The 15,975-nt window shown below is 58.7% G+C and carries 17 protein-coding genes; 13 read left to right on the plus strand and 4 right to left on the minus strand.

All coding sequences use genetic code 11. The features are described from left to right. Positions 1–40: 40 nt before the first annotated feature. The 5 genes from nrdR to QEV83_RS00095 all read left to right on the plus strand — a co-directional run bounded on the left by nrdR (position 41) and on the right by QEV83_RS00095 (position 3,489). Entirely contained in the window at positions 41–559 is a 519-nt protein-coding gene (gene nrdR / locus QEV83_RS00075; RefSeq protein WP_280129289.1) for a transcriptional regulator NrdR, read from the plus strand. Next, entirely contained in the window at positions 556–1,668 is a 1,113-nt protein-coding gene (gene ribD / locus QEV83_RS00080) for a bifunctional diaminohydroxyphosphoribosylaminopyrimidine deaminase/5-amino-6-(5-phosphoribosylamino)uracil reductase RibD (protein ID WP_280129290.1), read from the plus strand. The genes nrdR and ribD overlap by 4 nt, the downstream gene beginning before the upstream one ends. Beyond that, positions 1,669–2,274, plus strand: coding sequence for a riboflavin synthase (locus tag QEV83_RS00085; RefSeq protein WP_280129291.1), 606 nt, complete (start codon positions 1,669–1,671; stop codon positions 2,272–2,274). A 119-nt stretch (positions 2,275–2,393) separates the two neighbouring features. Beyond that, positions 2,394–2,537: a histidine kinase gene (locus tag QEV83_RS00090; RefSeq protein WP_280129292.1), complete on the plus strand. Its 144-nt coding sequence runs from the start codon at positions 2,394–2,396 to the stop codon at positions 2,535–2,537. A 10-nt stretch (positions 2,538–2,547) separates the two neighbouring features. Beyond that, on the plus strand, positions 2,548–3,489 hold the full coding sequence (locus QEV83_RS00095) for a site-specific tyrosine recombinase XerD (RefSeq protein WP_280129293.1): 942 nt from the start codon (positions 2,548–2,550) through the stop codon (positions 3,487–3,489). 11 nt (positions 3,490–3,500) lie between these two features. On the opposite strand, the gene QEV83_RS00100 is transcribed toward QEV83_RS00095, so the two are convergent. Further along, positions 3,501–4,421, minus strand: a complete 921-nt coding sequence (locus tag QEV83_RS00100; protein ID WP_280129294.1) for a hypothetical protein — start codon at positions 4,419–4,421, stop codon at positions 3,501–3,503. A gap of 361 nt (positions 4,422–4,782) precedes the next feature. Here QEV83_RS00100 and QEV83_RS00105 point away from each other — a divergent pair, with 361 nt between their 5' ends. Next, entirely contained in the window at positions 4,783–5,337 is a 555-nt protein-coding gene (locus QEV83_RS00105) for a hypothetical protein (protein ID WP_280129295.1), read from the plus strand. 229 nt (positions 5,338–5,566) lie between these two features. Then, complete coding sequence (gene rplS, locus QEV83_RS00110) at positions 5,567–6,019, plus strand: 50S ribosomal protein L19 (protein ID WP_280129296.1); 453 nt, start codon at positions 5,567–5,569, stop codon at positions 6,017–6,019. Between the two features lie 13 nt (positions 6,020–6,032). Here rplS and QEV83_RS00115 read toward each other — a convergent pair whose 3' ends face one another. Next, the gene (locus QEV83_RS00115; protein WP_280129297.1) at positions 6,033–6,431 is read right to left on the minus strand and encodes a VOC family protein; all 399 of its coding nucleotides are present in this window, start codon (positions 6,429–6,431) and stop codon (positions 6,033–6,035) included. Positions 6,432–6,561: 130 nt separating this feature from the next. Between QEV83_RS00115 and leuC the strand changes: the two genes are divergently transcribed. The 3 genes from leuC to QEV83_RS00130 all read left to right on the plus strand — a co-directional run bounded on the left by leuC (position 6,562) and on the right by QEV83_RS00130 (position 10,060). Next, a complete protein-coding gene (leuC, locus tag QEV83_RS00120) occupies positions 6,562–7,968 on the plus strand; it encodes a 3-isopropylmalate dehydratase large subunit (RefSeq protein ID WP_280129298.1) in 1,407 nt (468 codons plus the stop codon). A gap of 109 nt (positions 7,969–8,077) precedes the next feature. Beyond that, a complete protein-coding gene (locus QEV83_RS00125; RefSeq protein WP_280129299.1) occupies positions 8,078–9,085 on the plus strand; it encodes a serine hydrolase in 1,008 nt (335 codons plus the stop codon). A 99-nt stretch (positions 9,086–9,184) separates the two neighbouring features. Beyond that, positions 9,185–10,060: an NAD(P)-dependent oxidoreductase gene (locus QEV83_RS00130; protein WP_280129300.1), complete on the plus strand. Its 876-nt coding sequence runs from the start codon at positions 9,185–9,187 to the stop codon at positions 10,058–10,060. Between the two features lie 295 nt (positions 10,061–10,355). Here QEV83_RS00130 and QEV83_RS00135 read toward each other — a convergent pair whose 3' ends face one another. Both QEV83_RS00135 and QEV83_RS00140 read right to left on the minus strand, forming a co-directional pair. Beyond that, the gene (locus tag QEV83_RS00135) at positions 10,356–11,129 is read right to left on the minus strand and encodes a VOC family protein (protein ID WP_280129301.1); all 774 of its coding nucleotides are present in this window, start codon (positions 11,127–11,129) and stop codon (positions 10,356–10,358) included. An 87-nt stretch (positions 11,130–11,216) separates the two neighbouring features. Next, positions 11,217–12,686: a deoxyribodipyrimidine photo-lyase gene (locus QEV83_RS00140; RefSeq protein ID WP_280129302.1), complete on the minus strand. Its 1,470-nt coding sequence runs from the start codon at positions 12,684–12,686 to the stop codon at positions 11,217–11,219. Positions 12,687–12,853: 167 nt separating this feature from the next. On the opposite strand from QEV83_RS00140, the gene guaA reads away from it, so the two are divergent. The 3 genes from guaA to QEV83_RS00155 all read left to right on the plus strand — a co-directional run bounded on the left by guaA (position 12,854) and on the right by QEV83_RS00155 (position 15,846). After that, positions 12,854–14,452 (plus strand): glutamine-hydrolyzing GMP synthase, encoded by a 1,599-nt coding sequence (guaA, locus tag QEV83_RS00145; RefSeq protein WP_280131156.1) that lies wholly within the window; start codon positions 12,854–12,856, stop codon positions 14,450–14,452. Between the two features lie 211 nt (positions 14,453–14,663). Then, positions 14,664–15,332, plus strand: a complete 669-nt coding sequence (locus QEV83_RS00150; protein WP_280129303.1) for a hypothetical protein — start codon at positions 14,664–14,666, stop codon at positions 15,330–15,332. Then, on the plus strand, positions 15,313–15,846 hold the full coding sequence (locus QEV83_RS00155) for a TIGR02391 family protein (RefSeq protein ID WP_280129304.1): 534 nt from the start codon (positions 15,313–15,315) through the stop codon (positions 15,844–15,846). Before QEV83_RS00150 ends, QEV83_RS00155 begins: the two co-directional genes overlap by 20 nt. Positions 15,847–15,975 lie beyond the last annotated feature (129 nt).

Genomic DNA, 15,975 nt, shown 5'->3' on the forward strand with positions numbered 1-15,975 from the left:
GAACCCGCGTTCGCAAGATCCTCCTTAAGGCCTGTCCGCCATGCGGTGCCCTTTCTGCGGCAGTTTCGACTCTCAGGTGAAGGATTCGCGTCCCGCCGGAGATGGCACGGCCATTCGCCGCCGCCGTGTGTGTCCCGATTGCGGCGGCCGCTTCACGACGTTCGAGCGAGTGCAACTGCGCGAATTGACGGTTTTGAAAAAATCCGGGAGGAGGGTGCCGTTTGACCGTGACAAGCTCATGCGCTCGCTCGAAATTGCCTTGCGCAAACGCCCCGTTGAGCCCGAGCGGCTGGAACGGATGGTGAATGGCATCGTGCGCCAGCTTGAAAGCCAGGGCGATAGCGAGATCGCGAGCGACAGAATTGGTGAGCTCGTCATGGAAGGTCTGCGCGCGCTCGACAGCGTCGCTTACGTGCGTTTTGCCTCGGTCTATCGCAATTTTCGCGAGGCGCGTGATTTTAATACGCTGGTTGACGAACTCGCGCAGGGGGAAGGCGAAGGTTCCGAAGAGCAATCCGCGCCGCCGCTGGCAAAGGCTCGTTCGCCGGATCCCGCGTGAGCCAAATCGCTGCCGATACGCGGTTCATGGCGGCGGCTCTTGCGGTTGGCCGGCGCGGGCTTGGCCTTTGCGCGCCAAATCCGGCGGTTGGTGCGCTCATTGTCAATGACGGCGCGATTTTGGCGCGTGGCTGGACCAAACCTGGCGGCCGCCCGCATGCGGAAACCGAAGCCTTGCGTGCGGCGGGCAGGCAAGCCCGGGGCGCAACGCTTTATGTGACTTTGGAGCCTTGCAGCCATCACGGGAAGACGCCGCCTTGCACCGATGCGATTGCCGCTGCTGGCATCGGCCGCGTTGTCTATGCGATTGACGATCCCGATCCCCGGGCATCTGGACTCGGTGCGCAAATCCTGGCCGGCGCCGGGATCGAGGTCACGCGAGGCGTGCTTGCGGAGGAAGCATGGCAGGTCCATCTCGGACATTTTTTGCGTGTCACGCGCGAGCGGCCGATGGTCACGCTGAAACTCGCGGTGACGGCGGATTTTTACGCCGCCGGGCCCCCGGCCGGGCCGCGTCTCCTGATCACCGGAAAACCGGCGAACGCCTTCGTCCATGTCCAGCGCGCCATACACGACGCGGTCATGACCGGAATAGGTACCATTTTGGCCGACGATCCGTTATTAAACGTTCGGCTTTCGGGTTTTGAACATCGCAGGCTTTTGCGTGTCGTCCTCGACAGCGATCTGTGCTTGCCCCCTTCAGCGAAGCTTGCCGCGTCGGCGGCAGAAATCCCAACGCTGATCATCGCCGGAACTGGGGCCGGCGAGGACAGAGCCGAGCGCTTGCGTGAGGCGTATGTCGAGGTCGTCCTGGCGCCGCGCAATCCGAGCGGGCGCGTCGATCTTGGGGCCGCGCTGAAACTCCTTGGCGGACGCGGATTGACACGCATATTTTGCGAAGGGGGTCCGCGCATGGCAGCGGCCTTGATTGATTACGATCTGGCCGATAACGTCATGATTATCACTGCGCCGGAACCCCTTGGCCACGCCGGCGTTTTGGGTCTCGACAGCAACGCATTGAAGCTACTTGAAGATCCAGCCCGCTACCGCATAGCCGAAACACGAATGATCGGCTCCGACCGGCTCACGCGGCACGAAAGGCGACCTTAGATGTTCACTGGCATCGTCAGCGGAATTGGCGTCGTTGAGCGGGTTGAAGCCGGGGCCAATTTACGCCATTTGCGCATCGCCTGTGCCTATCCAGCTGAGACGATCCAACTCGGCGCTTCCATCGCCTGCAACGGAGCCTGTCTGACCGTGGTTGCGCGCGGCGCAACCGCCCAACGGAGCTGGTTCGAGGTCGATGCTGCGGCGGAAACGCTCGCCCGCACAACCGCGCATGATTGGAAAACCGGCACAAAACTCAATCTCGAACGGGCGCTCAAAGTTGGCGATGAACTTGGCGGCCATATTGTCACAGGTCACGTGGATGCGGTGGCAAAGGTCGCCGCGATCGCTGATTTTGACGGCATGCGGCGTGTCGAGGTGACCGTTCCGCAAGACCTAGCGCGTTTTATCGCCGAGAAGGGCTCCGTCGCGCTCGACGGCACATCCTTGACGGTCAATTCGGCCGACGCTGATTTCTTTTCGGTCCTGCTCATTCCCCATACGTTGAAGACCACGACTTGGGGCGAAAGACATGCGGGCGACGAAATTAATCTCGAAATCGACCTGATGGCTCGTTACGCGGCAAGGCTCGCAGGGAATATGTCCTGAGCGTGACGCGGCCTGACGAGACGAAAGAACGCGCGCATATTTCTCTGGACACTGCCATCCCGCCCTTGCCTCAAGCCCGCGTTTGTCCGAAAAGACCGAACCGCCAGCTGGAGAATCGCGTGCCTTCCCTCATCCGATTTCTTGTGATCATTGGCATCTTGGCCGGGCTTGCTTATGCTGGCATGATCGCGCTGGTGACCTTCGTCGAGCCGCAACCGCGCGAGATGACCCAAGCAATTGCGCCTGGAAAGCTGAACAAGTAGAAGAATCGCGATGTCCATTGCGCGCTTGCCGCCGCAAATCGAAGCGTTTCTCGAAATGATCGCGGCTGAGCGCGGCGCTTCCAAAAACACTCAGGACGCTTATGCCCGCGACCTCGCCGATTACGCCACTGTCCTTGCTGACGCGGGAAAGTCGCTGGAGAATGTCACGACTGGCGATATTCGCGCTTATCTGTCCGTGCTTGCGAAACGCGGTCTCAAACCTGCGTCAAGCGCAAGGAAACTTTCTTCGATCCGCCAGTTCCACCGGTTTCTCGTCACCGATAGGCGCCGGGACGACAATCCCGCGCTGATCATCGAGGCGCCAAGATCCGGCCGCGGTCTGCCAAAGATCTTGTCCGTCGCTGAGGTCGATCACTTGCTGAACGTTTCCAAGGAGGGCCTCGACGATGGCGCCCGTCCCGCAGCGGAACGTTTGCGCGCTTTGCGCACGGCGTGTCTGATTGAGCTGCTCTACGCAACGGGCTTGCGGGTTTCCGAGCTTGTTGCGGTGCCAGCACATGCGGCGCAAACCAAAGATCCCTTCCTCCATGTTCGGGGAAAGGGTGGGCGCGAGAGGCTAGTACCGCTCTCCGCAGCGGCGCGCGAGAGTATTGCGGCCTATCGCGCGTTTCTCGACAAAACCTGCATCAATCTGTCCCTCAGCCCGTGGCTGTTTCCCGCCGACGGAGCCAGCGGCCACCTGACGCGTCAGGCTTTCGCCCGCGATCTTAAGGCATGCGCGGCGGCGGCTGGGATTGCGCCCTCACGGATCAGTCCGCATGTGCTCCGTCACGCTTTCGCAAGCCACCTTTTGCAAAATGGCGCTGATTTACGCATCGTGCAGGAATTGCTCGGGCACGCCGATATTTCAACGACGCAGATCTACACCCATGTGTTGGATGAACGCATGAAAGCCATGGTGCGGGACCTACACCCTCTGAGCGGCGGCTGAGCCGCGGCAGCTCAATGCATCAATTTCTCGCTCGCCGGGTCGGAAACGGTGACGAGTGCCGCGGGAACTTCCGTGCCAAGCCAGGGAAGTTCCCTGGGGGTGCCTTTTGTCCGCAGGGGAGTCACCGTCACGCATAAGGGTGACGGTTGACGCCCGTGACAAATCCAAATTCGTCCGCCGGGGCCGTTTGGGGAGAGAGCCTTAGGCGCGCAGGACGCAATCAACCCTTGCAATGAGGCCGAGCCGCAGATGCCATGCAGGCAGCCGCTCGAGATCGTCAATCCACGCCCGGATTCCAGCAGCGTCCGGGCCGCGGCATTGGCATAGAGCAGCCTCGCGGCGCCATCGACCAGCATCACACTCCGCGGCAAGCCCTCAAGCCGTTCCGGCGCCGCATTGTGATCGAGATCGCGCATCCAGAGCTCGTTATGAATGCGTATGGCGCGATTGATATGCGGCAGCGCGGAATTGAAAACATGCGCTTGCTCGCTCGTGATATCGTCGTTCCCGGGAGCATTGGCAACGCTGACCACGATTGAGACTTGATTGCCGAGCATCACATTGGCGCCCATAAACCCAATCCCAAACTTTGCTGGGCGCATCCATTCGTTGAAGAAGGAGCTCGCAAGGAGCTCATCCCGGGGGAGCAGACTGTCTAGCAGGTAGATTTTGCCCACGGGCCAACCAATCGTGCGGGGCAAAAGCGGATTATGGAAAGCCCAATATTTTTTGAAGACAGCGTCCATGGCTGGGTCGGTACGCGGCGCGATCGAGTCATAGGTGTGGACCCTGCGGTCTAATTTGAGCAAACCGATTTGCGCCATTCCCATGGTGTCGGCGAGTCTTGTTAGTGCCGTCTCCCATGAAGCGCTGTCGAAAGCAGCCTCATAGATCGCATCTATCAAGCCTAGAAGCTCGTCTTCTGCGCCCATCGCGAACCTCAACCACACTGTACCAAGCTTATGTGGATAGCGATCAGATTGAATGTATGAATAAGCCGCGCCTCGCGCAACGAAACGCACAGCTGGCTGACACCCGCTACATTTAATAACCCTATCAATTATTTGCGGCAAATTAAGAGAGTTAACCGCAACCATTGCCATAGGATGCGCTCACAAATAGGTGATTTCCAGCGGCGGGCGGTGAGCTAACGCCCGCTGTCTTAACCGTAGAGTGTTCGCTTGAACGGCGGGTGGAAATAATGCTAATGAGCAGCCTCAAGGGAGCCAAGGGAAAGCGGTGGCCGCCGATTGCCGGGCTCAAGACAAAAGAACTCGCCGGGAGGAAGTGACGATGGCGCGACCTACTCCACCTGGAAAAGGCACGACCCCACCAAAGCGCACAAGAATCGGAACTCTCGATATCATTATCGTGATTCTGGGTGTCGTTTTCATCATTGGCTACAATCGGTTGAGCATTGCGAAACTGCAACGCTCCCTCCCCAATGCGAACAGTCAAATCGTTGGGGAGTGGAAGTCGACTCGTGGGCCGGAACATCTCGTCTTTCGAACTGACAAAAGCGTTAGCATGATTTTCCCGACTCCCGCGCCGGCCACGCCTTCCGCTTCGCAGACGGAGGCTCCGGCGCAAATGGCGCCCGCGCCAGAAGCTGAAGCGGGCGCGGCACTGACGGCTCCGGAAACCGCCGCGCCGCTCGTCGGCAAGTATCAGCTCTCGGAAGCGGGAAAAGTGTTTCTCGACCTCTCGAATGGAAAAAGATATTCGACGATCATCACGCCGCAAAATAAGAACCGCTTCGACCTCATTGATGGTTATACCGACGCGGTGACAACGTTCGAGCGGGTGCCGCCGGGAGAGGGAGAGCCAAAAGAAGCAACGTCCCCTTAGGAATATGATCCGCAGTTGCAGAGTTTTTCGATAAGATCGCGCGGCAGAACAAAAACTAGGCTTAAACGTGGAGCGGCCATTCTCTCGAAGGTGCCATTTCAGGCCCCGGAAACCCGGAACACCGGCCTCGACAAGCCGGGAGGTCTCGTGTAGAGCCTCTGGCTCAACTTAAAACAGCGTATATAAACGCTCGCCCGGACCAATCCGGCGATTCTTGAGGTTTGATCCAATGAATATCATCGCGGAGCTCGAGGCCGAGCAGGCTGCCAAGCTTTTGGCTGGCAAGACAATCCCGCCGTTTCAGCCGGGCGATACCGTCGTCGTCAATGTCAAGGTCAAGGAAGGCGAACGCACCCGCGTCCAGGCTTATGAGGGCGTCTGTATCGCCCGCAATGGCGGCGGCATCAACGAAAGCTTCACTGTCCGGAAGATATCCTACGGCGAGGGCGTCGAAAGGGTTTTCCCGATTTATTCGCCAAACATCGATTCAATCAAAGTCATTCGGCGCGGCAAGGTTCGGCGCGCGAAACTTTATTACCTTCGCGACCGGCGTGGCAAGTCAGCACGTATCGCCGAAAAGATGGAGTCCCCCGCCGCCAAGGCCGCCCGCGAGGTGACCCAGAAAGCAACCAAGGCCGCTGCGAAGGCCAAGAAAGCCGCAGCCGGCGCCCCAACGGAATAGGCTCGGTTTCCCCTTATAACGGCGCGTTCAAGATCCAGCGATGCCCGAACGGGTCGCGAAGCGTCGCGACCCTCGTGCCCCAAAATGAATTCGTCGGATTGGTCTCGCCTTTGGCGCCGAGACTGGTGGCTTTCGCGAAAATAGTGTCCACCATCTTGGCCTCGGCATATTCCAAGCTGACGGAGGAGGTCGCCAGTTCGCCGGGGAGTGGTACCCGCGTGTGACCGAATTCGGAAAACGCATCGGACAGCATCACCGAGCCGCCGTTGATGTCGAGCTCGCAATGCAGGATGCGGAGACCATCGAACGAGGGCATGAGCGCCTTTTGCCGCGCGCCGAAAACCGCGGTGTAAAAGGCGATCGCCGCCATCGCGGGGGATACAGTGAGATAGGGCGCAACGGGCGGGCGCATATGTTCCTCCGCGTAAAGGTCAACAAGGAGTGCAAGGGTACTTCCCCCCGCCGCCGCTTGCGAGTAAGAACTGCCACTCTAAATTGTATTTTTGCAAGTGCCGCGTCGGGCGGCGAACAGGGAAATGCGCATGGCGACGCCTCGCACGCTTTACGATAAGATTTGGGACGATCATCTCGTCCATACGGATGCGGATGGCGCCAGTCTGATTTATATCGACCGTCACCTGGTGCATGAGGTGACGAGCCCTCAGGCCTTCGAGGGCTTGAGGCTGAGCGGACGGCATGTGCGCGCGCCGCAAAAGACGCTTGCCGTGGTCGATCACAATGTGCCGACGACGGACCGCTCGCATGGCATCGACGATCCCGAAAGCCGTATTCAGGTCGCCCAGCTCGCCGCCAACGCCAAGGAATTTGGCATCGAATATTTCAACGAGCGCGACCTCCGCCAGGGAATCGTCCATATCATCGGCCCCGAACAGGGCTTCACCCTTCCGGGAACCACGATCGTCTGCGGCGACAGTCATACCTCGACGCATGGCGCCTTTGGCGCGCTCGCACATGGTATCGGCACGTCCGAGGTCGAGCATGTTCTCGCCACCCAGACCCTGATCCAAGACAAAGCCAAGAATATGCGGATTACCGTCGATGGCGTCCTCGGCGAGGGAGTCGTCGCGAAGGATATCGTGCTTGCGATCATCGGCGAGATCGGCACCGCCGGTGGCACCGGCCATGTGATAGAATATGCGGGTGAGGCGATCCGCGCTTTGTCGATGGAAGGCCGGATGACGGTCTGCAACATGACGATCGAGGCGGGCGCGCGTGCCGGTCTCATCGCTCCCGACGCCAAGACCTTCGCTTATCTCAAAGGCCGGCCCAAAGCGCCGAAGGACGCCGCCTGGGACGCCGCGATGGCCTATTGGGAAACGCTGGTGTCCGACGAAGGGGCTGTCTTCGACAAGGAAATCCGCCTTAATGCCAGCGAACTGCCGCCGCTTGTCACTTGGGGGACGAGCCCGCAGGACGTTGCCTCGATCACTGGCACCGTACCGAGCCTGGAAGCCGCCGCGAGCGAGAGCAAAAAAGCCTCCATCGCGCGCGCGCTAAATTACATGGGGCTCAAGGGTGGCGAGAAAATCACCGATATTGCCATCGACCGGGTCTTCATCGGCTCCTGCACCAACGGCCGGATCGAGGATTTGCGCGCCGCCGCCAAGATCGTCGAAGGCAAGCATGTCGCGGGAACCGTCAATGCCATGGTCGTCCCGGGGTCTGGACTCGTCAAGCAACAGGCGGAAGCCGAGGGCCTCGACGCGATTTTTTTGGCCGCCGGATTCGAGTGGCGCGAGCCGGGCTGCTCGATGTGCCTGGCGATGAACCCCGACAAGCTGGCGCCCGGGGAGCGCTGCGCCTCGACCTCGAACCGCAATTTTGAAGGCCGCCAAGGTTTTAAGGGCCGCACCCATCTCGTCTCACCCGCGATGGCGGCGGCGGCGGCGATTGCCGGCCGTTTTGTGGACATCAGGAACTGGAGTTGAGCCCAATCGGGTTCAACTTGACAATAGCGAGCCATTTGCCGAGATCGCGCCTGTGATTTCCCTTTAGGCGCGCCAGACGTCGATCACGAGACGCCCGGAAGAGGCAAGAATGACTCGTTCAAGACGCGAATTTTTAAAGACCGCCGCCGCGACCACGACTTTAACTTCGATCCCGCTGGCCGCGGCGGCGGACGCAACGAATGCGGCAGGACTCCCGGCCCAAACGATCGGCCTTTTCGAGGCTTTACCCGGCGATAAAGCTCTAAAAATATATGCGCCCACGGTTGGTCTCAAACCAGGGATCTTGATTCAATCCAACGCAAGCAAAATGCTTTTCGTTGCCAGTGCGATCAAGACGTTTGTCCTTTGCACGGCGTTACGCCAGATCGATTCGCCCGACATTGTACATACTCTCGAAGACACGGAGCTTACGCTCGACGACACCGTTTGGTCGTTCGGCAGTCCGGCTTTCAATCCGCCAAATCTCACCGGTGTCGTCTCCGAGCGGACGACGCTTGAAGCCATGATTACCCGCAGCGATAACACGGCGACGGACATGGCGTTCAAGCTTGCGGGCGCCAACAATGTCCGCGCCTTTATCGCCGCCGCCGGTCTCAAGAATACGCTCGTCCCCGACAGCACCCGCGCTCTTACTGGCTATCTCTTCGGTGCCGCGAATTATAAGACAGTCACCTGGGCGCAACTCCTTCAGGTGGTTCAGGGGCCAATCGTCCATCCCTTTCTCAACAGCGTCGAAACGCTGGCGTCTTCAGCCGACGATCTTACCTCCTATTATTCACGCGCGCTGCAGGGTGCGTTCTTCCAGCATGCCGAAACACTGAATGAATTCCGGCGCATTCTTACCCTCTGCGACTTTATTTACCTCGTGCCGCTACCGCTGGGCGTGAGCGCTTATGCCAAGAGCGGCAATGCCGACTTTCCTAGTTTCCACGCGCGGTCCATCGCAGGGGGTATGTTTTTTTCGGGGCGCTGGGTCTATTTTGCTTTCATCATCAACTGGTATGCGGCCAATCAGGATGATTCGCAGACCGTGAACGCATTCTTTGCTGCCATTCATCTAACGCTCACGCGAATCAGAGATCGTCTTTCGGTGTAATATGCGAGCAAGCGTGGCGTGCGAACGCATAGCTGACATGGGCGGCGCACCAAGTGATGCCTATGCATCCACCATCATGCGCTGACTTGGAGACACATCATGGATGTTGGTTTCATCGGCCTCGGCAATATGGGTGCGGCGATGGCCTGCAGCCTTCTCAAGGCCGGCCATAAGGTCACTGTCTACAACCGCACGCGTTCCAAGGCGGAGGCTTTGGCGGGGGAGGGGGCGCGCGTCGCGGCGAGCATCGCCGATGCTTGCCGTGGCGAGGTGGTGCTCAGCATGCTTGCCGATGATCATGCCGTTGAAGGCGTGGTGTGCGGGGAGGGCGGCATTCTGCACTCGCTTGCCGAAGAACGCATCCACATCTCCATGAGCACCATCAGTGTCGCGCTGTCAGAGCGTTTGGCCAGATTGCATAAAGAAAAACATCAGACCTATGCAACAGCGACCGTGTTCGGGCGACCCGAAGCTGCGGCGGCGGGGAAGCTCTTTGTGGTTGCCGCCGGTCCCGTAAAGGCGATCGAAAAATGTCAAACATTGTTCGACGCGATGGGACAAAAGACCTTTGTCGTCGGCGAAAAGGCCGACGACGCAAATCTCGTCAAGTTGAGCGGCAATTTCCTCATCGCCGCGACCATCGAGAGTCTTGGGGAAGCGGTCGCGCTTGTCCGCAAATCAGGAATCGACGCGCATCGCTTTGTCGAAATCCTGACCGGCACCCTCTTCTCGGCACCGGTCTATAACACCTATGGCGCGATCATCGCGAGTGAAACCTATGACCCGGCCGGGTTCAAGATGGCGCTGGGTCTCAAGGACATAAAACTCGCTCTGGCCGCCGCCGAGACTTTGAATGTCCCTTTGCCCATCGCGAGCTTGGTCCGCGACCATTTTCTATCCGGCCTGGCGCAGGGTCAAGGCGACAGCGACTGGGCGGCTCTGGCGAGGATCGCCGCGAAGAATTCGGGACTGTGATGATTTTATCAGACGAGGTCTGTCAAATAAGGAAGCAGTTGAAAAATATTTTTTTAGATGATGAGAAATATTTTAAGAAGCCTAGATTTTTGCAAGGGCGCTTGGCAATCGATACGCCGCCAGCCCATTTTTGCAATTGCACAAAAAAATTGATCGATCTTACCGGATCGAAGCGGGACCGTTGTGTTCGTCCTTGTAAGGTTTTTGGAGGAAATCGTACCAAAACGTTTCACGTGAAACGATTTGGTACGATTTGAGCCCGCAATCGGACAATAATTTCAAAACGCAGGCAAAATCAGTTCTTCGGTCCGACCATCGCAAAAATGGCGCCCTGCGGGTCGAGGGCATGCGCGATCCACCGGCCGCCGGGAACCTCCATGGGGCCGTGGATGATTTGGCCTCCCGCCTCCTTGACCCGTGCGATTGCCGCTTCGACGGACTCCACATTGAAATAATAGAGCCAGAACGGCGCTGGCGTTTGCGGCATCTTGGTCATCACGCCGCCGGCCTGTTCGCCATGGATGGCAAAAAGCTGATAGACACCGAGTTCGCCCATCGGCATGGCTCCGTCCTTGGTCCAGCCAAACAGACCTGAATAAAAGTCGAAGGCGCTTGGCCCATCTCCCGCATGCAATTCACGCCAGCCGATATGGCCGGGCGTTCCCAGCGTGACTGGTGCGGGTTCCTGGTCGCTATTCCCCTTGAAGAGGATGAAAACCGCGCCATGCGGATCGGCGGCCACCGCGAAACGGCCGACGCCCGGGATATCCTCGGGAGCGCGATGAATCGCACCGCCGGCGGCCTTGACGCGTTCCGCATAAGCATCGACATCGTCGACCGCAATATAGCCAGACCAGTGCGGCGGCACCCCCATCGCGCGGGCCTCGTCCGGGATTGGCATCAAACCGCCAACCATCACAGGCCCGGCGGAGAGTAGGATGTAGGAGCGATCGCTCATCCCGGAGTCTTTCGCGGTCCAGCCAATGACCCGCGCATAAAATGCTTCCGCGCCTTTGCTGTCGCTGGTCATCAAATCGTACCAGACAAATTTTCCTTGCGTTGCGGACATAGGTTTACTCCCTGTTGCCGTTCGCGATGGTCATGGCATGCTACCATGACGCCACGCTGTCATAGGCTCACTGCCATAGCGCTACAATCACTCTTTGGTCCGCGCCAGCGCGGCAAGTGCCCGAGCCCGGCCTTCCGAGAGATCAACGATGGGTTTTGGATAGGTCTCTCCCAACTTGATGCCCGTGGCCTTCAATGTTTCCACCGGTGCCTGCCAGGGTTTGTGGATCCATTTGTCTGGCAGTGTCGCAATCTCGGGGACGTAACGGCGCACATAGACGCCATGAGGGTCGAATCTTTCCCCTTGCAGAACGGGATTGAAGATGCGGAAAAACGGCGCCGCATCGGCACCCGAGCCGGCGACCCATTGCCAGTTCATCGGATTGTTCGCCGGATCGGCATCGCAGAGCGTGTCCCAAAACCATTCTTCGCCGGTCCGCCAATCCACCAAGAGATGCTTGATCAAGAACGACGCGGCAATCATCCGCACGCGGTTGTGCATATAACCTGTGGCCCAAAGTTCGCGCATTCCTGCATCGATGACCGGGTAGCCCGTCTCACCGGACTGCCAGGCCTTGAGTTCGGCGTTCTGCGGTTTGCGCCAGGGCATCGCATCGAAGCTCGCATTGAGATTATTGGTGGCGACATCGGGGTGGTGAAACAGCACATGGTAATTGAACTCGCGCCAACCGAGTTCGGCGCGAAATTTTTCCGCGCTCTTGGCCAAAGAGCCACGCGCCGCCGCATGATCGAGCGCATAAAAAATTTGCCGTGGGGAAATTTCGCCAAAACGCAGATGCGGCGACAGGCGCGACGTGCCATCCCTCGCGAGATCATCGCGGCCGGTTGTATAGTCTCGCAGCGGTCCGTCGAGAAAAGCAGCCAGCCTTTCGTGCGCGCCGGTTTCGCCTGGCGTCCATGCCGCGCGCAGGCTGCTGGCCCAGTCCGGCCGCATGGGAAGCAGAGCAAGCTGAGCGAGGCTAACCCGCTTTGGACCGCCCAGCGGATAGGCCACCGCGTTGAGCCTGCCGGGCACTGCCAGCGGGTCGCCCGATGGCGGCAAAGTCCGCACGGCGCGCCAATAGGCGGAAAACACTTTGTAGGCGCCTCCGGATTTGGCGCGGGTCTCCCAAGGTTCATGCAAAAGGCTGCCAGCAAAACTCTTGGCGTCGATCCCAGCCTGGTGCAGCTCGGCTTTTATGGATGTATCCACTGCGATTTCGGCGCTTCCATAGCGGCGGCTCCAAAACACGGCGCGGACGCTTGCTTCCTTTGCCAGTTCGGTGATGATTTCCTTGGCGCTCCCTTCAAAAATATCAAGGCGGCCGCCAAGCTTTTCGATACTCTTTCCCAAAGCAGCCAGCGAATGGTGCAGCCACCAGCGCGAAGCGCCACCGAGGGCGCGAAAGCCCTTGCTCTGTTCATCGAAGACGTAGACGCACAGAAGCGGGGCACCTGTTCTAGCGGCGCAGAGGGCCGCGTTGTCAGAAACGCGCAGATCATCCCGAAACCACATGATCGCCGGGGACGTGTGGTGGGGTTTACGAAGCGCTGCCATCGGGGGTTCTGCCATCAATAACCAATGCAGGGCAATCGGCCTGCGGCGTCAAGGTTGCGCCGGTTAGCCAGAAAATTGTTCGGCGTGGGGGGCTAGGGCGAGGGCGGCTTGCGTCAACGGGAGGGATCGCCTAAGCGAACAGCTTGGCCCCCGAGATAGGTTTGCCGATGGTGGAGGATCCGCTCCATAAAAGCATTGTGCTGCGTCACGACAAGGTTTTGATCGTCGATTTCGGCTCGCAGGTGACGCAATTGATCGCCCGCCGTGTCCGTGAGGCGGGCGTTTATTGCGAGATCGTTCCCTATCAGCGCACCGCCGAGGCCTTCGCGGCACTCGCGCCGAAAGCGGTAATCTTGTCGGGCGGTCCAGCCTCCGTCCACGATGAAGACGCGCCGCGCGCCCCCGATATGCTCTTCGACGCGGGGGTGCCCATCCTCGGCATTTGCTACGGCCAGCAGGTGATGGCGGCGCAACTCGGCGGCAAAGTTACGGCGGGACATAAACGTGAATTCGGCCGCGCTGAGGCCGAGGTGCTGCAAGCAAGCGCTCTCTTCGAAGGGGTTTGGGAACATGGCACCCGCTATCCCGTCTGGATGAGCCATGGCGATGCGGTGACCGAATTGCCCCAAGGATTTTCCCGCATCGCGGCGTCGGCGAATGCGCCGATGGCGGCGATCGCCGATCCCTCGCGCAGCCTTTATGGTGTCCAGTTTCATCTCGAAGTGGCGCACACGCCGGATGGCGGCAGGCTGATCGGCAATTTCCTTCACAAGATCGCTGGGCTCAAATCGGATTGGACAATGGGCGCATTCCGGGCCGAGGCCATTGCCGCGATCCGCGCGCAGGTAGGACCGGGCCGCGTCGTCTGCGGTCTCTCCGGCGGAGTCGATTCCGCGGTCGCGGCGCTCCTGATCCATGAAGCGATCGGCGATCGCCTGACCTGCGTCTTTGTCGACCACGGCCTGCTGCGGCTCGGCGAGGCGGAAGAAGTCGTTGGCCTGTTTCGCGGCCACTACAATATTCCACTCATTCATGTCGAAGCCGCAGGATTGTTTCTCGGCGCCTTGACCGGAATCCGGGACCCGGAAGAAAAGCGCAAAATCATCGGCCGGCTGTTCATCGCGACGTTTGAGCGCGAGGCCAAAAAGATCGCCGCCGACGGACGGGGCATGCCGGAATTTTTGGGGCAGGGAACGCTTTACCCAGATGTGATCGAAAGCGTCTCGTTCAGCGGCGGTCCCTCCGTGACGATCAAGTCGCACCACAATGTTGGCGGCCTTCCCGAGCGCATGAACATGAAGCTCGTCGAACCCTTGCGCGAATTGTTCAAGGATGAAGTGCGTGTGCTAGGCCGCGAATTGGGTTTGCCGAAACATTTCGTTGACCGGCATCCTTTCCCTGGGCCTGGCCTGGCGATCCGCTGCCCGGGCGGGGTGACGCCGGAAAAACTTGATATTCTGCGCCGCGCGGATGCCATCTATCTCGACGAAATCCGCAAGGCCGGCCTTTACGATGAAATCTGGCAAGCCTTCGCGGTGCTGCTGCCGGTGCGCACCGTTGGCGTCATGGGCGATGGCCGCACCTATGATTTCGTCTGCGCCTTGCGGGCTGTCACGTCTGCCGATGGTATGACAGCAGATTTTTTCCCCTACGATATGGCGTTTCTCGGCCGCACCGCGACGCGGATCATCAACGAGGTCAAGGGAATCAATCGCGTCGTCTATGACGTAACAAGCAAGCCACCGGGGACGATCGAGTGGGAGTGAGGGTGGGATACCAGGGGCTTTAGGAGAGAATAACGTGCATCATTGCACGAATTTCCTATTTCATCCGTGCGTGAGTGACATACGTGTGGAAATATGGAAGCATTGGCCAACCATGAAAATACTGAAAAACCTTAGATAAGTGCTGTATAGTGTCCAATAGATATTGAAGGCCATCAATGAATGGGCCATCTCCTGGAACAGGAGGTGAACAATGGCCGACAAGCTGAGCTACCCGCAAATCCCTAGCACCGTCTGGTGGGGCCTCCGGAATGTCCTGCAGCGTTCGCCGAGTGCGACGATCGACGAACGCGCTCTAGGTGTTGAGTTAAATGTTCAGGAAACCGCCGCACGGCAGTACCTTTCTGAACTAAAGCGCGTAGGTATCCTAAATGATGAAAACAAAGCAACGCCGGTGGCACAAAAATGGCGCGACGATGAAACCTATGGTGAAGCTGTAGATGAGATTCTTAGGAACGCCTATCCTGAGAGTTTGATCCAAGTTGCGCCACGCGGTGCTGCAGATCGTCAGAAGATCATTTCCTGGTTTACGCGCGAGGGCTTAGGGAGCGGTACAGCTGGCAACAAGGCTGCGACCTACCTTTTGATCAGTAGCGATTTGCCAAATGAAGCTCCTTCGCGTGGGAGTGCTAGGCCACAGAAGGTGGCGGGAAAAGGGTCCCAAATGGCACAAGCCCCGGCTCGGGCGGCCGCTCGATCGTCATCCAAAGGCAACGAAAAACGGTCCCCGCCCCCTCTCTCCGGGCTAATGCCTCTCAACGTCAATGTCCAAATCCACATTAGCGCGGAAGCGACTGGCGAGCAGATCGAGTCCATCTTCGCGGCGATGAGGCGTTATCTGTATGACGGCACCGGTAATTGATCGTCTAAGGCGGTTTCAGGAATATATTTTGGAGCTTGGATTGGCTCAGGCGATCTTAGCGCTCCCCGCGCCGCGCATGCTAGCGCTAGCGGCACCATCGGCCGAGGCTTCAAGCGCAATATTTGCTAAGACCATCACCGAACCAGAAATCCAAGAGGTTAGTCGAGATTTGTTCGCATCTGGTCACTATTCGCTTGCAGTTCAGGAGGCCTACAAGGCCGTCGAGAAGTTTGTGCAGCGAAAGGCTAGAGCGCATGGGCTAAGCGGTACCAAGCTTATGCTAAATGTTTTTAGCGCCGACTCACCTCGCTTGTTTTGGACGGAGAGAAAAAGTCCCTCTGAGGAGGACGAGCAAAAGGGCTATATGATGCTTTACGCTGGAGCGATGCTGGGAATCAGGAATCCGATAACTCATGAGTTCAACTGGGTGGAAGATCAGGACGTTGCTCTTGAACTTCTCTTGTTTGCGCAGCATTTGCTTAGAAGGGCGCGCAGTGCCAAAGCTGCTTCCTAATGGTGTGCCTTAAAAATATTTTGCACAACCAATTCAACGATTCAGTATAGCAACGAACAGTAGAGTGGGAGTGATTTTTACCGATCCAAGCGTGTCGTGATGGGGAAGGAGGCGGCCATGCGCCCCAAA

Origin of the sequence: Methylocapsa sp. D3K7 (assembly GCF_029855125.1) — a bacterium.
In the GTDB taxonomy this organism is placed as follows: domain Bacteria; phylum Pseudomonadota; class Alphaproteobacteria; order Rhizobiales; family Beijerinckiaceae; genus Methylocapsa.